We start from the raw sequence: 22,083 nt of genomic DNA on the forward strand, positions 1-22,083 counted from the left end.
AAGAGCGCTAAATAAAAAAGGAGGTTATAAACCTCCTTTTTTATTCTGTTGTTGAATTGTCTTTTGTTTCTCTCTTGTGACGCAAACTGTCTTTTAATAAGTTCGATTGCTGTTCAAATTCGAGTCGGGATACTGTGATATAATCTTCTAGGTTGTGAATGTTCTTCGCTAGCTTGCGCAAAGAAGCACGGTCACTACTAATGAATAGTTCACTCTGTGTTCTCGCTTCCTCATGACTTAATCCTAGTTTTTCTAGCATAATAGTTCCCACATAAACCGCAGTAAAGAAATTTTCTCGGTATACTTCTGTAAAACCATCTTGTAGGTATTCGTATGCATTCTTTCTGTTTTTGGCTCGAATGATTACTTCAACATCTGGAAAGTTTTTGTGTAGAACTTCTACCAGGTGCTGATTGACATCTGGCGGATCCATCGCTGCAATTACGTAGTCTGCTTTTTCAACCCCAATAGATTTTAGGATATTGATCGAGGTTGCATCACCATAATACACGTTAAAACCTAATTTTCTCAAATGATCCACGCGTTCTGCATCATTGTCTAAGACCAAGATCGGAATATCGTTTGCTTGTAATAAACGACCGATGGTATTTCCGAAATCTCCAAATCCAGCGATGATGATTTTTTTGTCTGCGCTGATATGGGATAAATCGTCATAAGGTTGATTCTGTGTAGGTGAAGAGGTCAATCCGAGGTATGGGCTAATCCACTTTTCGTTTAATAGCATTAAGATTGGAGTAACCACCATGGATAAGGCTGTTGTTGCCAATAAGTAGTCATACCAAGTTTGATCAATAATATTAATGGTTTTTCCTAAAGCTAAAATTACAAAGGCAAATTCACCAATTTGAGAAAGCAAAATGGCGAAGAGGAAAGATTGATCTTTAGGGAATTTCTTCCATTTTCCGATAGCAAATAGTACAATCGCTTTTATCGCCATTGACCCCACTAATAGAGAAAGGATAATCAAAGGTTCTTTTGCGATAATTTCGAAATTAATAGTTGATCCCACGGCAATAAAGAAAATACCGAGCAACAAGGCTTTAAAGGGTTCGATATCGCTTTCCAATTGATGTTTATAAGGGTTGTTGGCCAAAACTACACCTGCAATAAATGCCCCTAATGCCGGACTCAAGCCTACTTCTTGCATCAAAAGAGAAACGCCAATGACTAAGAGTAAAGCTGAAGCGGTGTAAATTTCGCGTATTTGTAAACGCCCTACCGATTTAAAGAGGGGATTGACAATATAATTTCCCACTAAGAAAATAACGGTGATAGCACCTAAAATAGCCATGGTTTTCATCAATACCGGCTGTCCATCTAGCATACTGCTATTGGTTGTTGAAATCGGTATTTTTTTAGAAACAGCCAATAGTGGAATCAGTGCCATAACGGGTATGACCATGATATCTTGAAAGAGTAATACTGCAAAACTCGACTTTCCTACATTGGATTTGTTTAATCCTTTTTCTGATATCGTTTGAAGAATAATCGCTGTGGATGACATAGTTACAACAAATCCGATCGTAATGGAAGTGCCCATATTTAGGCCAATAGCAAAGTAACAAACTGCGGATGTTATGAGTGTAGTACCCAAAGCTTGAGCGGTGCCCAATCCGATTATTTCTTTTCGAATTTTCCAAAACTCTTTAGGGTCTAGTTCTAATCCCACAAGAAATAACATCATAACTACTCCAAACTCTGTGGCATGCATAATATCTGCTCCATCTTTTCCTACGAATCCCAAAACAAAAGGACCAATTAAGACTCCTGCAAAGAGATAGCCTAAGACGGAACCCATTCCCAGTTTTTTTGAGATAAGCACACAAATTACTGCAGCAAATAGAAAAATAAAGGCTTGTGCTAAAAATTCATTCATTTTATGATGTGATTTTTACATTAAAACAACAAAATCAAATCTAATTTAAAAGAGCAACTAACATTTTTTAGCATAAATATGGTATGCTTGCTCAAAAAAGTATTTGAAATATGTACAAATTTAAGGAATAGCAGTTGGATATAGATATAAAAAAGTAAAAAAAAACACGCTTTTTTGGGGTTGTAAAAACTGTTTTTTTTCGGTTATTTTGAGGTATTAAATGGGAAGATGAGTCGAAAGATAATACATATTGATATGGATGCGTTTTACGCTTCGGTAGAGCAGCTAGATAATCCCGAACTAAGGGGGAAAGCCCTTGTCGTTGGTGGAAGTAGCGAACGTGGAGTTGTAGCTGCTGCGAGTTATGAAGCTCGTCAATATGGGGTGCGAAGTGCGATGAGTGGTGTTTTAGCTCACAAAAAATGTCCTCATTTGATTTTTGTACCTCCGCGTTTTGACCGGTACAAGGAAATTTCCAAACAAATCCGCGCCGTGTTTTATGAATATACTGATTTAGTCGAACCTCTTGCTCTTGATGAAGCTTTTTTAGATGTAACAGAAAATAAAAAGGGGTGTCCGAGTGCGACTTTAATCGCTCAAGAAATTCGACAAAAGATATTCGAACGCACACATCTTACAGCTTCTGCTGGAATCTCAATTAATAAATTTCTAGCCAAAGTCGCTAGCGATTACAACAAGCCCAACGGACAAAAGACGATTAACCCCGAAGAGGTAGAAGCCTTTTTAGAAGCCTTGGAAATCAAAAAGTTTTTTGGCATTGGAAAGAAAACCGCAGATCGAATGTATCATTTTGGTATTTTCACGGGAAGAGACTTAAAAGAAAAATCACTGGAATTTCTAGAAGAACACTTTGGAAAGGCAGGTAAATCGTATTACTTCATTGTTCGCGGGATACACAACTCACCTGTTAGTCCAGATCGGCTTGTCAAATCTGTCGGAACAGAACGAACTTTCGATGAAAATTTAAGCTCTGAAGTGTATCTCGAAAATAAGCTGACACATATCGTTGAGGAATTAAGCCTTCGATTAAAAAAACAAGGGCTAGCGGGAAAAACAATTACGTTGAAAATAAAATACGCCGATTTTGTACAACAAACTAGAAGTATGACATTCCCTTATTTTGTAGCAGATGCAGGAATTATACTTGCTTGTGCTAAAGAATTATTATACCAAGATAACTTGCAAAACTCAGTCCGATTGATTGGCGTATCTTTAACGAATTTAAACAATAAAAAAGTTGCGAAAAAACCCGTAGCTGTACAGCTGCGGTTTGATTTTTAAGTGTAAAAAACCCTGTTATGAAGCATATTATACCGCCTTATTTGAAAAAAGGAGACAAAGTGGCCATCGTTTGTACGGCTAGGAAGTTTGCTGTCGAAGAAGCTCAACCGGCTATTGCATTACTCCAAACTTGGGGATTACAAGTAGTGCTGGGAAAAACGATCGGATTGGATAATTTTCAACTTGGAGGAACGGATCAAGAACGTGCAGACGATTTCAATGCGCAACTAAACGATCCTACAATTAAGGCAATTTGGTGTGCCCGAGGGGGGTATGGGACTGTGCGTATCATTGATGCGATTGACTTTACGTCATTCTTGCAGCACCCCAAGTGGATTATTGGGTTTAGTGATGTCACTACCTTACACAGTCATGTGCATAATTTAGGCGTAGCTACGCTCCATGGTATTATGGCCTTTAGTGTTCCGTTAGCAAAAGCAGAATCGAAAGAATCCCTTTATAAAGCGCTGTTTGGTGAATCGTTGCACTATGTGATTAATCACCATACTAAAAATAGAAACGGACAGGTCTCAGGTCAGCTAGTAGGAGGGAATTTATCTATCCTATATAGCTTACTCGGCTCTGCTTCAAGCATGGATACCAAAGGAAAAATTTTGTTTATAGAAGATCTGGATGAATACTTATACCACGTCGATCGCATGATGCAAAACCTCAAGCGAAATGGAATTTTAAAAGACTTAGCTGGACTTATTGTTGGTGGTATGACGGATATGCACGATAACTCTATTCCCTTTGGTTATAATGCACAGGAAATTATTCTCGACGTCGTAAAAGAGTATGATTACCCAGTGGTATTTAATTTTCCAGCCGGACATGGTGCTTCCAATTGGGCCTTAAAAATGGGCACTATTGTTGAACTAAAAGCAGATGACAATCAGGTGACTGTCGCTTTTAGTTAGAACAAAAGGATGAGTAAATCGAAAGAACTAGGAAGGTTAGGCGAAAATTTAGCGGCAGACTTTTTACAAGAGAAAGGGTATCGCATTATAGAGAGAAATTGGGTGCATAAAAAAGCAGAGGTGGATATCATTGCAGAGGTGGATTCTTTTTTAGTATTTGTAGAAGTAAAAACGAGAAGTTCAACACATTTTGGTCGACCTCAAGATTTTTTGAAGCCCCCGCAAATCAAACGCTTAATTACTGCCGCAAATGCTTTTACTACAAAATTTAACAGAAAAGAAGAGGTTCGATTTGATATAGTAGCTATTGGTATAAAAAAGTCTAAACCTAAAATTGAGCATATCGAACGAGCTTTTTATTGGTTTTGAATAGAATATCTTCGGTATTTAAAGAGTATTATGTGTTTTTTAAAATATCTGGGGGCTTTTGCTGTGTTTCTTGTAAAATTCTTATATAAAAAAAGTCTAAATAAAGTTTGTGGGTTATTTAGAATCACTTTACATTTGTAGCGTTTTTAATAAGTCTAAATAATACAATTTCAGAATGAAGACGTATACGACCTTGTTGGTTACCATTTGTGGAGTGATGCTAAGTTTCGCTCAAGACATCACAATTAAAGGAAGAGTTGTGGATGAGGTGAACAAGCCTTTGCCTTTCGCTACGGTTGTTCTTGGTGAAGGACAAACTGCTGTTCAAACCAATGAAAATGGAGAGTTTAAGTTGAATAACGTTCAAAAAGGAAAGCACATAATGAAAGCTTCTTTTGTTGGATACTCAACCTCTCAAAGAGAAATTACGCTAGCAAAAAATGAAGAAATTGTGAACTTTCTACTAGTGGCTGATAGCCAATTGGAAAATATCACCGTGTATGGTAGAAGTAATAAAAACGTAAAAAATCTTCAATATATCACGCGTTTGCCACTTGGATTACAAGATCAGGTTCAATCGATTAGTATTGTTTCTGAACACGTGATTAAAGAACAGGGAGCTTTGACTATTACAGATGCAGCGCGCAACGTCGCTGGGGTAACTCAGTTTTCAACGTATGGTGGACCTGCAGAAAGTATGTCAATTCGCGGATTTAGAGGAACGCCTGTATTGAGAAATGGAGTTGGGATGGATTCTGACTTTAGAACGGCTTCTGCGATTGCTGACATGCAAGGAATAGAAAGCGTTGAGGTAATTAAAGGATCAGCTGCTGTATTACAGGGAATTGGAAATGGCCTTGGTGCTGCAGGTGGAGTAATTAACATGGTTACTAAAACCCCAAACTTTAAAAATCACAGAGAAGTGGGATTCCGCGTTGGTAGTTATGGTCAAGTAAGACCAACTGTGGACTTCGAACAAGTGTTAGATAAAAAAGAAACGGTTTCTTTCCGCTTTAATGGAGCTTATGAAAGAAACGACGGATGGAGAACCTATGTTAATAACGAACACTTTTATATCAATCCATCGTTAACGTGGAAGATAGACAATAAAACCAAGTTGACGGTTGAAATGGACTACTTAAATGGGGACTATGTTACGGATAAAGGAACGGTAAACTTAGGACCAGACTACGCAAACGAATTGTATAAAATGCCGCATAATAAGTTTTTAGGTTTCAAAGGAGACTCTAAAAAGATTACTATGCAAAATTACGTCGCGCGTTTTGAAAGACAATTAACAGAAAAATTGAGCTTAAGAACTTCGTATACAGCGTCAATCTACAATGAACATGGTCGTTCTACAAACGTAACAACGGTAAAACCGAAAAAAGAAATTGGAGAGGATTGGAGCCAATATGGCAATATTAAACGCACGGTTTCAATGGGACAATCAGATGATTATAACTCGGTATTCCAGGCGGATTTAATAGGAAAAGACATCTTTACTGGGGTGTTAAAACACACCTTCCAAATAGGGTTTGATTACAGACAAACGAAAACAATTGGAGGATCTGCTACAGGTAAAGTTTGGGGAAAAGATAAAGATGGAAATGACGTACTAGTTGACTTCAGAAGTGATATCAACGTATTAGACGCTATTGATAACACTTTGCCAGAGAATATTATCTACGGAGATATTGCAACGACAAGAACGATGTCACCAACTATCGGTTTCATGGCACAAGATTATATCGCTATTGGTGATAAATTAAGCGCTATGTTAGGTATTCGATACAGTCGATTAAATGGAAATACAACAGAAAATGCAACCGTTGAACGTTGGAATCCAATGTTGGGATTAATCTTCAAACCACAAGAAAACATTAGTACATTCGCTTCTTATACGACAACGAGTAGTTTGAGACAATCAAATAAATTACTACACGGAGGTGGATACGCTGGAGCATCAGATATTAAACAATTTGAATTTGGTTTCAAATCAAACTGGTATAACGATCATTTAGGGGTGAACTTCACTTACTTTTTCATCAACCAAAATAATTTAGTTGCGCCTTATATCAACCCTGAAACGAACGAGCAATCTAAAACGGAAAGCATTTTAGCTGGAGATTTAAAACGCAACGGGTTTGAGTTGGAAATCAACGGTAAAATCACGAACAATTTAGAAGTAATGTTAGGTTATGCTAACTTATATGCTAGATACCAAGATAGTCCACAATATGTAGATGGTTCAGCGCCGATGAATGCACCAGAGCACACGGCAAATGGGTGGGTAAGCTACAAGTTTGATCAAGGTACCTTAAACGGCTTATCAGTAAGTGCTGGAGTTTATTTTGTAGGTAAACGCCCGGTGAATGAATACAGCAGAACCTTAGATAATAGCCACAATACAAACGTAAACGTAAGACCCTTTGACATGCCAAGCTATACTACGGTGAATGCACAGGCAGCTTATACTTACAAAAACGCAACACTAAGTGTATTTATGAATAATCTATTCAATGAAAGAGGTTATACCTCTTACTTCAGAGGTGGATATATCAATGAAATTGCACCAAGAAATTTTGCGGCTCAATTGACCTATAGATTTTAGTGTTATCCTTTAATTAGTGTTCTAATAATTGAAATAGTAAGTGCAAACACGGTTTTATGTATAAAATCGTGTTTGTTCGTTTTTGAATCCTCATGAAAACAAAAAAGACATCACCCTTTCGAAAACTGATGAATGACCTACACCTTTGGTTGGGTATTGCCAGTTCTCTTGTACTATTTGTGGTTTGTTTAACAGGAACCATTTACACGTTTAAGACAGAAATTCAAGAATGGCTTGCGCCCAATCGCTATGCATTTGTCGCTCCCCTTGCTGGTGAAGTTAAGTCCGTGGAGGAGTTGGTACAAGTAGTTGAGGCATCAACGCAGGGAAAAGTACAACGTGTTACCTTGGTAAGTAAAGAAGGGAAACCTTTTGTTTTTACCGTGAGTAAAGGAGAAGAAGGGAAAAGAGGAGAGGCTGTTCACGTTAACCCCTATACGGGAGAGATTCTAGGTACAGGAAAAGGACCTGCAGATGAGTTTTTTATGACGGTTTTTAAATTGCACCGTTGGCTATTGCTTGATTCGTCTATTGGACGCCCTATCGTGGGCATTGCGACAATTATTTTCTGTTTCCTTTCTATTTCAGGATTAATTTTGTGGTTTCCCAAAAAAATTAAGGGATGGAAAAGTATAAAGCCAGGATTCAAAATTAAGTTGAATGCCAATTGGAAACGCATCAATCACGACTTACACAATACACTTGGGTTTTATACTTTGTTACTTGTATTGATCATGTCTCTAACAGGACTGTGTTGGTCATTTGAATGGTATAGAAATGGGCTAAGTAGTGTATTGGGAGCTAAGGTTTTTGGAGGACGCGATGAAGTAAAACCACAATCTGTCGTACAAGATAAAAAAACCATTAGTTTAGAAGATGCGCTAGCTATGGCCGATAAAGAAATGGCATACGAGTACCGTACCTTAACTGTAAGCTTGCCAAAGGATTCTCTCGGAACTTATGAAATCAATAAAAATGAATTGGCGCGATGGAATGAAACGGTTAATGATCGCGTGTTTATTGATCAATACTCGGGTGAGGTTATCAAGAAAGAAATTTTTACAGATAAATCTGTTGGAGAGAAGATCGCTGCTTCAATTCGAGCGTTGCACTTTGGTGATATTTATGGCCTGTTCTCTAAGGTGATCTATTTTATAACGTGTTTAATTGCAACGTCCTTACCTATTACAGGTATCTTTATTTGGTTGAATAAAATGAAAAAGAAACCCAAAAAGAAACTCTAGGATATCTTGGGAATACTTTAGCATTCAAAGTGGACAAAATAGGAGAAAAAGTGTAACTTTGTTATTGCAATTTTAATTAAAGGTAATAGTATGTATCCAGAAGAAATAGTAAAACCAATGCGTCAAGAGTTAGTTGATGCAGGATTTTCAGCCTTATATACAGCAGAAGAAGTTGAAGCTGCTTTGAGTAAAGAAGGAACTACATTAGTAGTTGTAAATTCAGTTTGTGGTTGTGCAGCGCGTAATGCACGTCCAGGAGCAATCATGAGCCTAAACGGTGAGAAAAAACCAACGCAAATCGTAACAGTATTTGCAGGTGTTGATAAAGATGCTGTTGATGCAGCTCGTCAACATATGTTTCCGTTTCCACCATCATCGCCTTCGATGGCTTTGTTTAAAGACGGTGAATTAGTTCACATGTTGGAGAGACATCACATCGAGGGACATCCTGCAGAGATGATTGCGGAGAATTTGATCGACGCATACAAAGAATATTGCTAAAAAGAGACCACCTTCTATAAGGTGGTTTTTTTTTAAAGTGTATATTTGCTCAAGATATACTTGGAGCTAATGCAAAAAATAATTTCATATCCTTTATCAGTACTATTTGTTATCTGTTTATTACTTGTACTCTTGGTCTTTCACGGTGTACAATGGTTGGCCTTTACCCTGTTTGGATATAAAGCACATAAAAAAGTGGTCGATTGTATGGTCTGGTGGATCATGTTGTGTACCGGTATTTTAGGAACTTCTTATCGTGTTTCCAAAGAAGAGGAATTGCCTACAGATAAACCGATTGTCTTTGTTGCCAATCATCAAAGTATGTTTGATATACCAATGATCATTTGGTTTTTTAAACAAAATCACCCCAAATTTGTCAGTAAAAAAGAACTGGGACAAGGAATCCCTAGTGTGTCTTATAATTTAAAACACGGAGGATCTGTTCTCATTGACAGAAAAGATGCTAAACAGGCACTAACCGTTATTCGCGGATTAGGCCAATATATAACAAAATACAACAGGGCCGCCGTTATTTTCCCTGAAGGAACGAGAAGTCGCGATGGACATCCTAAACGTTTTTCCGAAAATGGGGTTAAAATGTTATGTAAGTTTTCGCCAGATGCTTATCTTGTTCCCTTGACGATTAATAATTCTTGGAAATTATTCCGATTTGGGAAATTTCCACTAGGATTAGGAGCCAAAATTAGCCTTTACGCGCATAAACCAATGAAAATTAGCGATTACTCTTTTGAAGATTTATTTGCTAAAACAGAGGAACTAGTGAAGTCTAAAATAGAATAATGAATACTAATTCTCGCAGTTACTCCCAAACAAACTAAACCAAACCCAAGAGCTAGTTGCGAAGCAAAAACAAATTGAAATGTCAACACACAATGTTCGTCTAGAAGTGATGCACTTCTTGGAAAAAAATATAGATAGCTTCGTTGATGATTATCTAATACCGGTGGAGAAAATTTGGCAACCTTCTGACTTACTGCCTAACTCGGAAAGTGAAAATTTTTTAGAAGAAGTCAGAGAATTAAGAGAATTTGCCAAAGAATTGCCCTATGATTTTTGGGTTGTTTTGGTAGGAGATACGATTACGGAAGAGGCTTTGCCGACGTACGAATCGTGGTTAATGGATGTCGATGGCGTTAATCAACGCGAAGGTGAAAGTGGAAATGGATGGGCAAAATGGATTCGCCATTGGACGGGAGAGGAAAATAGACACGGAGATTTGCTAAACAAATACTTGTATTTGTCTGGTCGCGTTAACATGCGTGAAGTAGAAATTACAACACAGTATTTATTAAATGATGGTTTTGATCCAGGAACGGATAGAGATCCCTATAAAAACTTTGTATTCACGAGTTTTCAAGAGCTAGCTACCTATATCTCACACAATAGAGTAGGGAAATTAGCCAAACAATATGGTGACCACAAATTGGCTAAAATTTGTCGTCTTATTGCTGGAGATGAAATGCGTCACCACCATGCCTATTCAGAATTCGTTGATCGCATCTTTAAAGTAGATCCAAGCGAAATGTTATTGGCTTTTGTCGATATGATGAAACGCAAGATTACCATGCCAGCTAACTTAATTCGCGAATCAGGAGGAAAGATGGGAGATGCATTTGAACAGTTTTCTGATTCCGCACAGCGCATTGGTGTATATACTGCGATTGATTATGTGGAGATCATGCAAAAATTAATTGATCGTTGGGAAGTTGCTAAACTTACAGGATTAAATGATGAAGCAGAAAAAGCAAGAGAATATTTAATGAAATTACCTGCACGTATGTTGCGTATTGCTGAGAGAATGAGTGTTGGTAAGGAGGAACATATTTTTAAATGGGTACAACCTGCTATTATTAAATAGTTTATAGTTGGCGGTGAACCGTTTACAGTAAAACATGACAAAAAGAATTGAAGCAACTATCGCCTATGTAAGGGAAGAGCTGAAGGATGCAGAAGGAGGACACGATTGGTTTCACATCGAACGTGTATACAATAATGCACTCAATATTTTAAAATTCGAACCCGAAGCCCATGCAGAAGTGGTGCAATTAATCGCTTTATTGCACGACATTGCGGATAGTAAATTTCACCTAGGAGATGAGACAGTCGGACCTCGTAAAGCAAAGGAATGGTTAGAGTCATTGGAGTACGAGGCTAGCGTAGTAGACCATGTGGTCAAAGGCATTGAAAATATCTCGTATAAAGGTGGGAATTTCGATCAAAAGTTTACGTCAAAAGAGTTGGAAATCGTTCAAGATGCCGATCGATTAGATGCAATTGGAGCAATTGGGATTGCCCGTGTTTTCAATTACGGAGGTTTTAAAAACAATGGGATTCACGATCCTGAACAAGCACCTCGCTTTGGTATGACCAAAGAAGAGTACAAGGCGCATAAAGGAACGTCAATTAATCATTTTTACGAGAAATTATTGTTGTTGAAAGATTTAATGAATACGGAAGCAGGAAAACGCATGGCAGAAGAAAGACACCGATATATGGAAGGTTTTTTAGCTCAATTTTATGCAGAATGGCAAGGAGATAGATAGTTAAGGGTTGTCTGTTAGCAGTTGAATTTCCAGACTAGTTCAAGAGCTCCTTAATCGAAAAGTTGAAAAAGCAAAGAAGCGAAAAAGCAAAATAGGTCATAAAAAAAGGAAATCAATTCGAATTGATTTCCTTTTTTCGTTTATATTTTCGGATGCGTGTTTTTCAATTCTGATCCCTCATAACTGATTTCTCATAACTGATCACCGATCACTATTTAATCTCTGAAATTCTCAGCGTATTCACCATTCCTTTTTCAACGATTGGCATGGCGGCTAAGTTGATCACCATATCCCCTTTTACCGCGTGTTTCTTTTCTACCACCATATTGTTGATATCTTCAATTGTTTCGTCTGTGCTTACGTATTTGTCATAGTAGTAAGCCTGAACCCCCCAAAGTAAGTTTAATTGCGTTAAAATGCGCTTATTTGACGTAAAAACGAGAATATCACTGTTTGGACGCCAAGCAGAAATTTGGAAAGCCGTATATCCACTATTCGTTAACGTACAAATTGCTTTTGCTTCGATATCATTCGCCATTAATGCAGCGTGATAACAAATATTTTTTGTGATATAGCGATTTGTTTTAATTGTAGGAGGACTTTGAGGTACATTGATTAATGGAGAATCTTCTACACTTTGGATAATTTGTGTCATTTTCTCAATTACTTGTACAGGATAACTTCCTACAGAAGTTTCTCCTGATAACATAACCGCATCTGCACCATCCATTACTGAGTTTGCTACGTCGTTTACTTCAGCTCTTGTTGGTGTTAAGCTTGAAATCATCGTTTCCATCATTTGCGTTGCAATGATTACTGGAATTCGGGCATTTTTTGCAACTTGAACCAATTGTTTTTGAATCAAAGGAACCTCTTGTGCAGGAATCTCCACCCCTAGATCGCCACGAGCAACCATTAAACCATCACAGTATGCAACTAATTTATGGATGTTTTTTACCGCTTCAGGTTTTTCAATTTTTGCAACAATTGGAATTTTGTGTTCTGAATGTTGTTTGACGATTTCTTGTAAGTCCAGTAAATCTTCTGGAGTTCTAACGAAAGATAAGGCCAACCAATCGACTTGCGCTTTAATAGCAAAAATAGCATCATTGATGTCTTTTTCTGTTAAGGCAGGTAGTGATACCTTAGTCATCGGTAAGTTTACCCCTTTTTTAGATTTTAGAGGTCCACCTTGTATAACTTTAGCAACAACTTCATCTGTGTTGTTTGTAGAAACAACTTCAAAAATTAACTTACCATCATCTAACAAAATAGTTTCTCCCGTATTGACGTCATTTGGAAACTGTTTGTAGTTCATGTACACGCGTTTTGCGTCTCCTTTAAACTCTTCTTTTGTTGAAAAGGTAATCGTGTCACCTGGGTTTACAACAACGTCTTCAGCCATAATTCCTACGCGTAGTTTTGGTCCTTGAAGATCTCCTAGAATAGAAGTTGTATAACCGTATTCTTTATTTAATTCTCGGATAATATCTATTTTCTCTTGTACATCAGCGTAGTCAGCATGAGAGAAGTTAATTCTAAATACATTGACACCCGCTTTAATCATGTCGTGTAACACTTCTTTTGTTCCTGATGCAGGACCTAGTGTTGCTACAATTTTTGTTCTTTTTTTTGCTACCATATTTTTTAAAAAATTAGGTTGTTTTTCGATTTAATCGCTTCTACTCGAATTTCGTATGCAGTAGAAATTACTTTTATTGATTTTAACTTTTCAATGACTGTACCAATTTCAAATTGTTCATCTGTATTTTCAACTTTTAGAAAGTAGTCCACCGTTTTGTGTTCCGGTAGGAGATACCCTTGTTTACTAATGGTTGAAACAACATATTGAAAAAGGGGAGAAGCCATTTGAGACTCAGGAAGTATAAAGGCTTTATTCGATACAAGCTTCCATAGCACATGGTAATCTGGATCGTCGTATTCAAATAAAGAAAAGGAAGCTAAGCCTTGATCCGTTTCTATTTCAACATCATGCGTTGTACGTTCTAAATAAAGGCCTAGAATAGTGTTAATAAGATAGGTAACTTTAAAATCCTCTTTGCGCGAAGAGTGGATCGCGATCAGACTATAGTTTTCAGCTTCAAAATCTTCTAATCTTAGAACTACTGGTCCCATTTGTTTATTCGTTAGATACAAAGATACGACTTTTATAATTCAAACAATATGTAGTTATTTAGAAGAAACATTAAGTAAATGTTAATTGATTCCCCAAATTAATGGTTTATTTTTTCTTGCAACGCGAAATAAGCTCGTTGTGAAGCTTTTTCTTCGGCTTTTTTCTTAGAAGTAGCCCTTCCTTTAGATACTAATTTGTTGTCTATGAATAGTTTAACTCCAAAATATTTTACATCCTCATTGGAGGTGTCTTCATACGCATCAAATTTGAACGTATGTTTTGTCTTTTGGCACCATTCGATCAGTAAACTTTTATAGCTCGTGATTTTGGTTTCTAAGACGTGTATGTCGGTGATCGTAGAAATTAAGCGTTGGTGAATAAATTTCTCACAAGCGGGATACCCTTGATCTAAATAAATAGCACCAATTAAGGCTTCTAGAATATTGCCGTGAATATTCTCACCAAATTGTTGATTGCCCATTTTGCTCTCTACGATATCGATTAGATTGAGGCTTTTGCCAATGGAGTTTAAGTTTTCTCTACTTACAATTTTGGATCTCATTTTAGTTAAGTATCCCTCGTCTCCGCTGGGTACCTCTAAATAGAGATGGGATGCAATAACAGCATTCAACATCGCGTCGCCTAGAAACTCTAATCGCTCGTAATTAATGGGATTTCCTTGAGTATCAACAATATTCATTGAACGGTGTGTGAACGCCAATTTGTAATAGTTGATATCTAAAGGTTTTGCTTTGGTGATCTGAGATATCTTACGACAAAAATTCCCGTCCTTTTGACTTGAACGGGAATTTTTAAATATTTTATTTAATACATTACTCAACATTACGTTGTTGTACTTAAATGTCTAATTTCTTAACGAGTACGCAAGCGTTGTGTCCTCCAAAACCAAATGTATTGCTCATCCCTACTTTCACTTCTCTTTTTTGAGCTTTGTTGAAGGTAAAGTTTAATTTAGCATCGATTTGATCATCATCCGTAAAGTGGTTGATTGTAGGAGGTACAATACCATGTTCGATAGATAAAATTACCGAGATTGCCTCTATCACTCCAGCAGCCCCTAAAAGGTGACCAGTCATAGATTTAGTAGAGTTTAAGTTCATAGCATACGCATGATCACCAAAAACGTTTAAAATTGCTTTTGATTCTGCGATATCCCCTAGAGGAGTAGATGTTCCGTGTAGGTTTACAACGTCTACATCAGAAGGTTCAAGACCTGCATCTCTCAGGCAGTTTTTCATCACATTGGTAGCCCCTAATCCATCAGGATGTGGAGCAGTTAAGTGATGGGCATCTGCTGACATACCTCCACCGCCGATTTCACAGTAGATTCTAGCTCCACGTGCAACAGCGTGTTCGTATTCTTCCAATACTAAAGCCCCAGCACCTTCTCCAAGTACAAAACCATCGCGGTCTTTGTCCATAGGTCTAGACGCTGATTCTGGGTTATCATTTCTTGTAGATAAAGCGTGCATAGCGTTGAATCCTCCCACACCTGCAATCGTTACCGCTGCTTCAGAACCTCCTGTTACCATGATGTCTGCCATACCTAAACGAATGTAGTTGAACGCGTCAATAATCGCATTGGTAGAAGAAGCACAAGCCGATACAGTAGTAAAGTTTGGACCTCTTAAGCCATATTTAATTGAAATGTGACCTCCAGCGATATCTGCAATCATTTTTGGAATGAAGAAAGGATTGAATCGAGGAGTTCCATTTCCATTAACGAAGTCTGTTACCTCATTTTGAAACGTTTCTAATCCACCGATACCTGAACCCCAAATAACTCCAGCTCTATCTTTATCTATTTTCTCTAAGTCTAATTTTGAATCGACAACGGCCTCATCAGCACTAACCATGGCTAATTGAGCGTATCGATCCATTTTACGTGCCTCTTTACGATCAATAAAATCTTCTACATTGAAATTCTTTACTTCGCACGCAAATTGGGTTTTGAAATTGGTAGCATCAAAATGTGTAATCGGAGCTGCTCCACTTACGCCATTAATAAGACCGTTCCAATACTCTTGGATGTTATTCCCTATGGGGGTAAGAGCACCTAAACCTGTTACAACAACTCGCCTTAATTTCATAAAGTAAATATTATGGTTTAATAAGTTAAAAAAACCCAATTTTTCACTTTTGTAAAAGGAAACATTGGGTAGCTTTATATTTGTTTATCAGATCACTATCTTGTGAATCTGTCCTTTTTCTATTCTAAAAATAAGTAGGTATGTCAAAAAATAATAACGCCCACGTGCTGTAAACAACACGTGGGTTATTAGTTATTACTTCTTAGCTTCTTCGATGTAAGAGATAGCTTGACCAACTGTAGCGATGTTCTCTGCTTGATCGTCTGGAATTTGAATATCGAATTCTTTTTCGAACTCCATGATAAGCTCAACAGTGTCTAGTGAATCAGCTCCTAAATCATTAGTGAAGCTTGCTTCTGCTACAACTTCGTTCTCGTCAACTCCTAATTTGTCAACGATAATCGCTTTTACTCTTGATGCAATGTCTGACATAATCTTTAATTTTAAAATTTAATTTCCTAGGGCAAAAATAAAAAACTTTATTTTATATCCTGATTATACATGTTAATTGTCAGTGCGAAATTATAAAAATAATTAATACTTAATACTATTTTTCTGTTTATTGTCAGTAATTATTCTTTTTTTTGTACTTCAATAAAGTGTTTTTTAACCTTAAATTCGGTTTATATCATGAGAAAAATAGCGCTATTCGCTTCTGGTTCAGGGACTAATGTGGAGAATATTATCAATTACTTTGAGAATAATTCAATTGTGAACCAATACCTGGTTTTGGTCAATAACCCTCATGCTAAAGTAATAGAAAAAGCGGAAAAAAGAAACGTTCCGGTTTATATTTTTGACAAAAACCAGCTGAATAACGGCGAGTTAGCGGAAAAATTAGCAACATTTGATCCGGATTTGATCGTTTTGGCGGGCTTCTTGTGGAAGTTTCCTGAGGATTTGGTAAAAAAATACCACAACCAAGTAATCAATATCCATCCAGCGTTATTACCTCAATACGGAGGAAAGGGAATGTATGGACATTTTGTACATGAAGCGGTTTTAGCCAATAAAGAGAAAGAAACGGGAATTACGATTCACTTCGTCAATGAAAATTACGATGAAGGGGCGACTATTTTACAGGCTAAAACGGCTGTGGAACCGAATTATACCGCTGAAGATATTGCTAAAGCTGTACAGGCTTTAGAATACAAACACTTTCCAATTGTCATAGAACAATTGTTATTTAAATAAAAGTAAATGAGTCAAGCGTATCAAGTTATTTTATATACCGACGGATCTGCACAAGGTAATCCTGGGCCGGGAGGTTACGGATTGGTGTTGGAGTGGGCCGGTCGTCAGGTGTTTAAGGAATTTGCACAAGGGTATAGACTAACAACTAATAACCGCATGGAGTTACTGGCTGTCATTGTGGGGTTAGAAAAACTAAAAAACCCACAAACCCGTGTATTGGTTGTTTCCGATTCTAAATATGTAGTGGATGCCGTAAGCAAAGGTTGGGTATTCGGCTGGGAGAAAAAAAACTTCAAGGACAAAAAAAACCCCGATTTGTGGATGCGTTTTTTGCGCATCTACCGACAACATCAAGTGTCGTTTCAATGGGTCAAAGGACACAACAACCATCCGATGAACGAACGCTGTGACTTTTTGGCTGTTCAGGCAGGGAAACAAAAGGATTTGTTGGTGGATGAGTATTATGAGCAAAATCGCGAGTAAAATATATAAAGGGATAGCCCTAAAAAGGTTCGATTTATGATCGAGCCTTTTTATTTTGGTGAGAAAATGATCAATCGATGAAGTTAAAGTAACTAGCATTCTGACTTTTATAAAAAGAGAACGAGGATACGATCGATGGAGGTATTGTTCTATCGTAGTGTGCAATCTCATAAAAAAAGATCGTTTATCTAAAAAAGATCGGTTGAAATTAATAAGAGGCTTGTTTGTAAAGACTTGACTATAAGTTAATTTTCGAATAAAAGAGATTAATTTTTGTTCAAAAAAAAGGAATGCTATATATTTGCACCTTATTTCTTTTCCAAAAATATGAACAAGTTATTGATCGTCGGAACAGTGGCGTTTGACACCATAGAAACACCATTCGGGAAAACGGACAAAGTATTAGGAGGTGCTGCTACATATATAGGACTGTCTGCTTCTCATTTTGAAGTTGAATCAGCTATAGTATCTGTAGTAGGGGATGACTTTCCGAAAGAATATATTGAATTATTAGAAAGTAAAAATATCAATACAACAGGTATTGAAGTTGTCCCAGGCGGTAAAACCTTCTTTTGGAGTGGTAGATACCACAACGACTTGAATGCAAGGGACACTTTGGATACACAATTAAATGTATTAGAGAATTTCAATCCTGTCGTTCCGGCTGATTTTAAAAACGCAGATGTTGTGATGTTAGGGAATTTACATCCTGCCATTCAGCAATCGGTATTGGATCAATTGGAACAAAAACCAAAATTAGTGGTACTTGATACGATGAATTTTTGGATGAATTGTGCATTAGAGGAGCTAAAGTCGGTATTGAAACACGTAGATGTGATTACCATTAACGATGAAGAGGCTCGTCAATTATCTGGGGAATACTCTTTAGTAAAGGCGGCAGAGGTGATTCACGAGATGGGACCTCAATATGTCGTAATTAAAAAGGGAGAACATGGAGCCTTGTTGTTTTCTGGGAAAGATGTTTTCTTTGCACCAGCATTACCGCTAAAGGAAGTGTTTGATCCAACGGGAGCAGGAGATACCTTTGCAGGTGGATTTGCAGGATATTTAACGGAAAGAGGAAATGTATCCTTTCAATGTATGAAAAATGCCATTATTTTTGGATCTAATTTAGCCTCCTTCTGTGTAGAAGAATTCGGAACACAACGCATGGAGCAGTTAGAAGAAGCCGAAATGAAAAAAAGATTAATGCAATTTAAAATGTTAACCCAGTTCGACATTGAACTCACGTAAACATGCAACATACTAAGCCTCGTCGTGGGGCTTTTTTTAATGATAACACACAACACAACTAACTATGAGCGACGCACTACAACACGAATGTGGAATTGCTTTTTTACGATTAAAAAAGCCTCTATCCTATTATAAAGAAAAATATGGGAGTGCATTTTATCCAATTCAAAAAATGTACTTGTTATTAGAAAAACAACATAATAGAGGACAAGATGGAGCTGGTTTAGCGAGTATTAAACTCGATATGGAACCAGGAGAACGCTATATTAGTCGTGTGCGTTCAAACAAATCACAGCCTATTCAGGATATTTTTGCCCAAATCAATGGACGCATTAATGCAGAAATGGAAGAACACCCAGAATATGCGGATAGTGCTGAATTGCAAAAAAAACACATCCCTTACTTAGGAGAAGTGTTCTTAGGTCACGTGCGTTATGGAACGTTTGGAAAAAATAGCATCGAAAGCGTTCATCCTTTTTTACGTCAAAACAATTGGATGCACAGAAACTTAATCGTTGCTGGAAACTTCAACCTAACCAATGTTAGAGAATTATTTGACGACTTAGTGCGCTTGGGGCAACACCCAAAAGAAATGTCAGATACCATTACGGTAATGGAGAAAATCGGCCATTTCTTAGATGATGAAATTGATGATTTATACTATAAAATAAAACAAGAAGGTTTTTCTAAAAGAGCCGCTTCGCCAATAATAGGAGAGCGTTTAGATATTGCTCGTATCTTGCGTAGGGCTTCTAAAAACTGGGACGGTGGTTTTACTATGGCAGGGATGTTAGGTCATGGAGATGCCTTTGTATTTAGAGATCCTGCGGGAATCCGCCCAGCGTTCTACTATGAAAATGATGAAATTGTCGTTGTGGCAAGTGAGCGTCCTGTAATTCAAACGGCATTGAATGTGCCTTTTGACGATATTAAAGAACTAACACCAGGTCAGGCGATTATCGTTAAGAAAGATGCAAGTGTACACTTTGAGCAAATCTTAGATCCACTTCCGTTGAAAGCGTGTTCCTTCGAGCGCGTGTATTTCTCAAGAGGAAATGACGCGGATATCTACCAAGAGCGCAAAGATCTAGGAAAGTTAATCTTTCCTCAAGTGTTAGACGTGATTGACAATGATACGGATAATTCGGTATTCTCTTATATTCCCAATACATCAGAAACCTCTTTCTTTGGAATGATTGAAGGGGCGCAGGATTTCTTGAATCAACGTAAGATTTCAGATATATTAAAGAATAAAGAATCGCTTTCTGAAGCAAAACTACAAGAGATTTTATCGGTAAAATTGCGTACAGAGAAGATTGCGATTAAAGATGCGAAATTGCGTACGTTTATTACAGACGACAGTAGTCGTGACGATCTAGTAGCACACGTTTACGACGTAACGTATGGCGTGATAAAACCAACGGATAACTTGGTGATTATCGACGACAGTATTGTACGTGGAACGACGTTAAAGAAGAGCATCATCCGCATGTTGGATCGCTTGAATCCGAAAAAGATAGTGGTTGTTTCTGCGGCGCCTCAAGTGCGTTACCCAGATTGCTACGGAATTGATATGGCGAAATTAGAAGGATTGATCGCTTTCCAAGCGGCAATCGAGATGCTGAAAGAACGCAATATGTATCACATTGTAGAAGAGGTGTATCAAAAGTCAAAAGCACAGGTAGGCTTGAAAGATGATGAGGTAGTTAACTATGTAAAAGAGATTTACGCTCCTTTTACGGATGAGGAGGTCTCTGCAAAAATCGCTCAAATGGTAACGGAAGAGGGAATCAAATCGGAAATTAAAATCGTCTTCCAATCGATCGACAACTTACACAAAGCCTGTCCGAAAAATCTAGGAGATTGGTACTTCACCGGAGATTATCCTACTAAAGGTGGAAATCGCGTAGTTAACCGCGCCTTCATCAACTACTACGAAGGTAGAGATGAGAAACCGTATTAATAGGAATTAAGAATGATATAGAAGCACCGAGAGATCGGTGCTTTTTTGTTATCCCAACCAAAAAAAGTAAGCCACCGTTGCGATAATAACCGCACAGAAAATATTCAAGATAATCCCTGCTTTCATCATTTCCTTTTGTTGAATATCGCCCGTACCGAATACGATAGCATTGGGAGGAGTGGCAACTGGAAGCATAAACGCACAAGAAGCCCCGAGTCCGATAATCATGGAAAGTCCCAAGGGATGCATGCCTAATTCTTGTGAAATCGAAAAGAAAATGGGAACCAACAGCGCTGCACTAGCGGTATTCGAAGTGAATTCTGTCAAGAAAACAATAAAAAAAGCGACGATTAAGCTAATGATAAAGAAAGAACTACCGTGAATAAGAGAGACCAACACATCGGCCATGACTTTACTTGCGCCAGAGTCTTTGAGCACCATACTCAGGGTTAATCCCCCACCAAAGAGCAATAGCACACCCCAATCGACGTTGTGTTGTAGTTCCTTCCAACGAGAGACTTGACTCACGCAAATGAGAATAAACGCACCTAAAGCAATGAAGGTATCAAAGTTCTTGAAAGAACCATCAAAACCGACCAACGCTGCAAATAGGGGGTTGATTTGACTGCTCAAAATCCAACAAATGGCCGTTAACAAGAAAATACCCAAGGTAATCCAGCGATCGGCATTCATGGGAATAGCCTCCATTTGATGCTCAAACTTGAGGTTTAATTTCGGTTTAAAGACAAAATAAATTACGGCAATCATCAAAGGCAAGAGGATAATTACCATAGGAAAACCCATTTTGAGCCATTCCGCAAAAGACAGGTTGAGCTGAGAAGCGACAATAGCATTGGGAGGACTTCCAACAATGGTTCCCATTCCACCAATACTCGCGCTATAAGCGATACCCAATAAAACAAAAACGTAAGTATTGCGGTGTTGAGTTTTATCTAATTGGCTTAATATTCCTGTTACGAGGGGAAGCATCATGGCTACAGTTGCCGTATTACTGATCCACATAGATAGTACAGCCGTGGCGAGAAATAAGTAGAAGATAGCGTGTGATAATCGCCCTTTTGCCAAGTACATAATCTTACTGGCAATGATTAAGTCTAGTTTTTGTACGTGTAACGCCCCAGCCAATACAAAACCACCTAAGAAAAGAAAAATATTCGGATCGGCAAATGATACAAGAGCGGGCTGAACGTCCGTTAGTCCTAGTCCGATAGCCAACACAGGAACAAAAACCGCAGTGGTTGTTACGTGTAGTGCTTCTGTTAACCATAACACAGCGACAAAAGCCAATAGGGCAAGTCCTTTGTTTACTTGTGGTTCATAGGGTAAAAAGCGAATCAAAGCAAATAGCATTAATACGTTTAAACCAATGATGATATAGTTTCGTTTAGACTTGTGTCTGAGACTTTCCGGTTCGTAATCGAGTTGCATCTAATAATGGGTGTTAAGAATAGACAGGTAAAGTACAAAAAAATAAAGTAGATAGAATGTAAAAAGACGTAGAAGATTAGA

At 37.8% G+C, this 22,083-nt stretch carries 20 protein-coding genes; 13 read left to right on the top strand and 7 right to left on the bottom strand.

The window, feature by feature from the left end:
• Positions 1-40 precede the first annotated feature (40 nt).
• On the bottom strand, positions 41-1,897 hold the full coding sequence (locus tag ACPDG9_RS11695; RefSeq protein WP_430527927.1) for a monovalent cation:proton antiporter-2 (CPA2) family protein: 1,857 nt from the start codon (positions 1,895-1,897) through the stop codon (positions 41-43).
• Positions 1,898-2,125: 228 nt separating this feature from the next.
• Here ACPDG9_RS11695 and dinB point away from each other — a divergent pair, with 228 nt between their 5' ends.
• From dinB to ACPDG9_RS11740, 9 genes are all read left to right on the top strand, one after another.
• Positions 2,126-3,199: a DNA polymerase IV gene (gene dinB, locus ACPDG9_RS11700; RefSeq protein WP_430527928.1), complete on the top strand. Its 1,074-nt coding sequence runs from the start codon at positions 2,126-2,128 to the stop codon at positions 3,197-3,199.
• Between the two features lie 17 nt (positions 3,200-3,216).
• Complete coding sequence (locus ACPDG9_RS11705) at positions 3,217-4,119, top strand: S66 peptidase family protein (protein WP_430527929.1); 903 nt, start codon at positions 3,217-3,219, stop codon at positions 4,117-4,119.
• Between the two features lie 9 nt (positions 4,120-4,128).
• Positions 4,129-4,488 carry a YraN family protein gene (locus ACPDG9_RS11710; protein ID WP_430527930.1) on the top strand — a complete coding sequence of 120 codons (360 nt, stop codon included), beginning with the start codon at positions 4,129-4,131 and terminating at the stop codon, positions 4,486-4,488.
• A 175-nt stretch (positions 4,489-4,663) separates the two neighbouring features.
• Positions 4,664-7,102 carry a TonB-dependent siderophore receptor gene (locus ACPDG9_RS11715; protein WP_430527931.1) on the top strand — a complete coding sequence of 813 codons (2,439 nt, stop codon included), beginning with the start codon at positions 4,664-4,666 and terminating at the stop codon, positions 7,100-7,102.
• A gap of 128 nt (positions 7,103-7,230) precedes the next feature.
• Positions 7,231-8,346 (top strand): PepSY-associated TM helix domain-containing protein, encoded by a 1,116-nt coding sequence (locus tag ACPDG9_RS11720; RefSeq protein ID WP_430527932.1) that lies wholly within the window; start codon positions 7,231-7,233, stop codon positions 8,344-8,346.
• A 90-nt stretch (positions 8,347-8,436) separates the two neighbouring features.
• Entirely contained in the window at positions 8,437-8,847 is a 411-nt protein-coding gene (locus ACPDG9_RS11725; RefSeq protein ID WP_430527933.1) for a BrxA/BrxB family bacilliredoxin, read from the top strand.
• 69 nt (positions 8,848-8,916) lie between these two features.
• Complete coding sequence (locus tag ACPDG9_RS11730; RefSeq protein ID WP_430527934.1) at positions 8,917-9,648, top strand: lysophospholipid acyltransferase family protein; 732 nt, start codon at positions 8,917-8,919, stop codon at positions 9,646-9,648.
• A gap of 79 nt (positions 9,649-9,727) precedes the next feature.
• The gene (locus ACPDG9_RS11735) at positions 9,728-10,726 is read left to right on the top strand and encodes an acyl-ACP desaturase (RefSeq protein WP_430527935.1); all 999 of its coding nucleotides are present in this window, start codon (positions 9,728-9,730) and stop codon (positions 10,724-10,726) included.
• Positions 10,727-10,760: 34 nt separating this feature from the next.
• On the top strand, positions 10,761-11,411 hold the full coding sequence (locus tag ACPDG9_RS11740) for an HD domain-containing protein (RefSeq protein ID WP_430527936.1): 651 nt from the start codon (positions 10,761-10,763) through the stop codon (positions 11,409-11,411).
• Positions 11,412-11,622: 211 nt separating this feature from the next.
• On the opposite strand, the gene pyk is transcribed toward ACPDG9_RS11740, so the two are convergent.
• The 5 genes from pyk to ACPDG9_RS11765 form a co-directional block, all read right to left on the bottom strand.
• Positions 11,623-13,053 carry a pyruvate kinase gene (gene pyk, locus ACPDG9_RS11745; protein ID WP_430527937.1) on the bottom strand — a complete coding sequence of 477 codons (1,431 nt, stop codon included), beginning with the start codon at positions 13,051-13,053 and terminating at the stop codon, positions 11,623-11,625.
• Positions 13,054-13,058: 5 nt separating this feature from the next.
• Positions 13,059-13,547 (bottom strand): IPExxxVDY family protein, encoded by a 489-nt coding sequence (locus ACPDG9_RS11750; protein ID WP_430527938.1) that lies wholly within the window; start codon positions 13,545-13,547, stop codon positions 13,059-13,061.
• A gap of 98 nt (positions 13,548-13,645) precedes the next feature.
• Positions 13,646-14,392 (bottom strand): ribonuclease III, encoded by a 747-nt coding sequence (gene rnc, locus ACPDG9_RS11755; RefSeq protein WP_430527939.1) that lies wholly within the window; start codon positions 14,390-14,392, stop codon positions 13,646-13,648.
• 13 nt (positions 14,393-14,405) lie between these two features.
• Positions 14,406-15,659, bottom strand: coding sequence for a beta-ketoacyl-ACP synthase II (fabF, locus tag ACPDG9_RS11760; RefSeq protein ID WP_430527940.1), 1,254 nt, complete (start codon positions 15,657-15,659; stop codon positions 14,406-14,408).
• Positions 15,660-15,854: 195 nt separating this feature from the next.
• Entirely contained in the window at positions 15,855-16,091 is a 237-nt protein-coding gene (locus tag ACPDG9_RS11765; RefSeq protein ID WP_002988156.1) for an acyl carrier protein, read from the bottom strand.
• A gap of 198 nt (positions 16,092-16,289) precedes the next feature.
• Between ACPDG9_RS11765 and ACPDG9_RS11770 the strand changes: the two genes are divergently transcribed.
• The 4 genes from ACPDG9_RS11770 (at position 16,290) to ACPDG9_RS11785 (ending at position 20,553) form a co-directional block, all read left to right on the top strand.
• Positions 16,290-16,853, top strand: coding sequence for a phosphoribosylglycinamide formyltransferase (locus tag ACPDG9_RS11770; protein WP_430527941.1), 564 nt, complete (start codon positions 16,290-16,292; stop codon positions 16,851-16,853).
• Positions 16,854-16,859: 6 nt separating this feature from the next.
• On the top strand, positions 16,860-17,336 hold the full coding sequence (rnhA, locus tag ACPDG9_RS11775; protein ID WP_430527942.1) for a ribonuclease HI: 477 nt from the start codon (positions 16,860-16,862) through the stop codon (positions 17,334-17,336).
• A gap of 327 nt (positions 17,337-17,663) precedes the next feature.
• On the top strand, positions 17,664-18,590 hold the full coding sequence (locus ACPDG9_RS11780) for a PfkB family carbohydrate kinase (protein WP_430527943.1): 927 nt from the start codon (positions 17,664-17,666) through the stop codon (positions 18,588-18,590).
• A gap of 64 nt (positions 18,591-18,654) precedes the next feature.
• Complete coding sequence (locus tag ACPDG9_RS11785) at positions 18,655-20,553, top strand: amidophosphoribosyltransferase (RefSeq protein WP_430527944.1); 1,899 nt, start codon at positions 18,655-18,657, stop codon at positions 20,551-20,553.
• A 48-nt stretch (positions 20,554-20,601) separates the two neighbouring features.
• On the opposite strand, the gene ACPDG9_RS11790 is transcribed toward ACPDG9_RS11785, so the two are convergent.
• Complete coding sequence (locus ACPDG9_RS11790) at positions 20,602-22,002, bottom strand: SLC13 family permease (RefSeq protein ID WP_430527945.1); 1,401 nt, start codon at positions 22,000-22,002, stop codon at positions 20,602-20,604.
• Positions 22,003-22,083 lie beyond the last annotated feature (81 nt).

This window comes from Myroides sp. C6-3 (assembly GCF_050522425.1).
Classification (GTDB): Bacteria; Bacteroidota; Bacteroidia; order Flavobacteriales; family Flavobacteriaceae; genus Flavobacterium.

Excerpts from the sequence above, each read along its gene's own strand:
- ACPDG9_RS11695 (WP_430527927.1), bottom strand. The coding sequence starts at position 1,897 with ATGAATGAATTTTTAGCACAAGCCTTTATTTTTCTATTTGCTGCAGTA.
- dinB (WP_430527928.1), top strand. The coding sequence starts at position 2,126 with ATGAGTCGAAAGATAATACATATTGATATGGATGCGTTTTACGCTTCG.
- ACPDG9_RS11705 (WP_430527929.1), top strand. The coding sequence starts at position 3,217 with ATGAAGCATATTATACCGCCTTATTTGAAAAAAGGAGACAAAGTGGCC.
- ACPDG9_RS11710 (WP_430527930.1), top strand. The coding sequence starts at position 4,129 with ATGAGTAAATCGAAAGAACTAGGAAGGTTAGGCGAAAATTTAGCGGCA.
- ACPDG9_RS11715 (WP_430527931.1), top strand. The coding sequence starts at position 4,664 with ATGAAGACGTATACGACCTTGTTGGTTACCATTTGTGGAGTGATGCTA.
- ACPDG9_RS11720 (WP_430527932.1), top strand. The coding sequence starts at position 7,231 with ATGAATGACCTACACCTTTGGTTGGGTATTGCCAGTTCTCTTGTACTA.
- ACPDG9_RS11725 (WP_430527933.1), top strand. The coding sequence starts at position 8,437 with ATGTATCCAGAAGAAATAGTAAAACCAATGCGTCAAGAGTTAGTTGAT.
- ACPDG9_RS11730 (WP_430527934.1), top strand. The coding sequence starts at position 8,917 with ATGCAAAAAATAATTTCATATCCTTTATCAGTACTATTTGTTATCTGT.
- ACPDG9_RS11735 (WP_430527935.1), top strand. The coding sequence starts at position 9,728 with ATGTCAACACACAATGTTCGTCTAGAAGTGATGCACTTCTTGGAAAAA.
- ACPDG9_RS11740 (WP_430527936.1), top strand. The coding sequence starts at position 10,761 with ATGACAAAAAGAATTGAAGCAACTATCGCCTATGTAAGGGAAGAGCTG.
- pyk (WP_430527937.1), bottom strand. The coding sequence starts at position 13,053 with ATGGTAGCAAAAAAAAGAACAAAAATTGTAGCAACACTAGGTCCTGCA.
- ACPDG9_RS11750 (WP_430527938.1), bottom strand. The coding sequence starts at position 13,547 with ATGGGACCAGTAGTTCTAAGATTAGAAGATTTTGAAGCTGAAAACTAT.
- rnc (WP_430527939.1), bottom strand. The coding sequence starts at position 14,392 with ATGTTGAGTAATGTATTAAATAAAATATTTAAAAATTCCCGTTCAAGT.
- fabF (WP_430527940.1), bottom strand. The coding sequence starts at position 15,659 with ATGAAATTAAGGCGAGTTGTTGTAACAGGTTTAGGTGCTCTTACCCCC.
- ACPDG9_RS11765 (WP_002988156.1), bottom strand. The coding sequence starts at position 16,091 with ATGTCAGACATTGCATCAAGAGTAAAAGCGATTATCGTTGACAAATTA.
- ACPDG9_RS11770 (WP_430527941.1), top strand. The coding sequence starts at position 16,290 with ATGAGAAAAATAGCGCTATTCGCTTCTGGTTCAGGGACTAATGTGGAG.
- rnhA (WP_430527942.1), top strand. The coding sequence starts at position 16,860 with ATGAGTCAAGCGTATCAAGTTATTTTATATACCGACGGATCTGCACAA.
- ACPDG9_RS11780 (WP_430527943.1), top strand. The coding sequence starts at position 17,664 with ATGAACAAGTTATTGATCGTCGGAACAGTGGCGTTTGACACCATAGAA.
- ACPDG9_RS11785 (WP_430527944.1), top strand. The coding sequence starts at position 18,655 with ATGAGCGACGCACTACAACACGAATGTGGAATTGCTTTTTTACGATTA.
- ACPDG9_RS11790 (WP_430527945.1), bottom strand. The coding sequence starts at position 22,002 with ATGCAACTCGATTACGAACCGGAAAGTCTCAGACACAAGTCTAAACGA.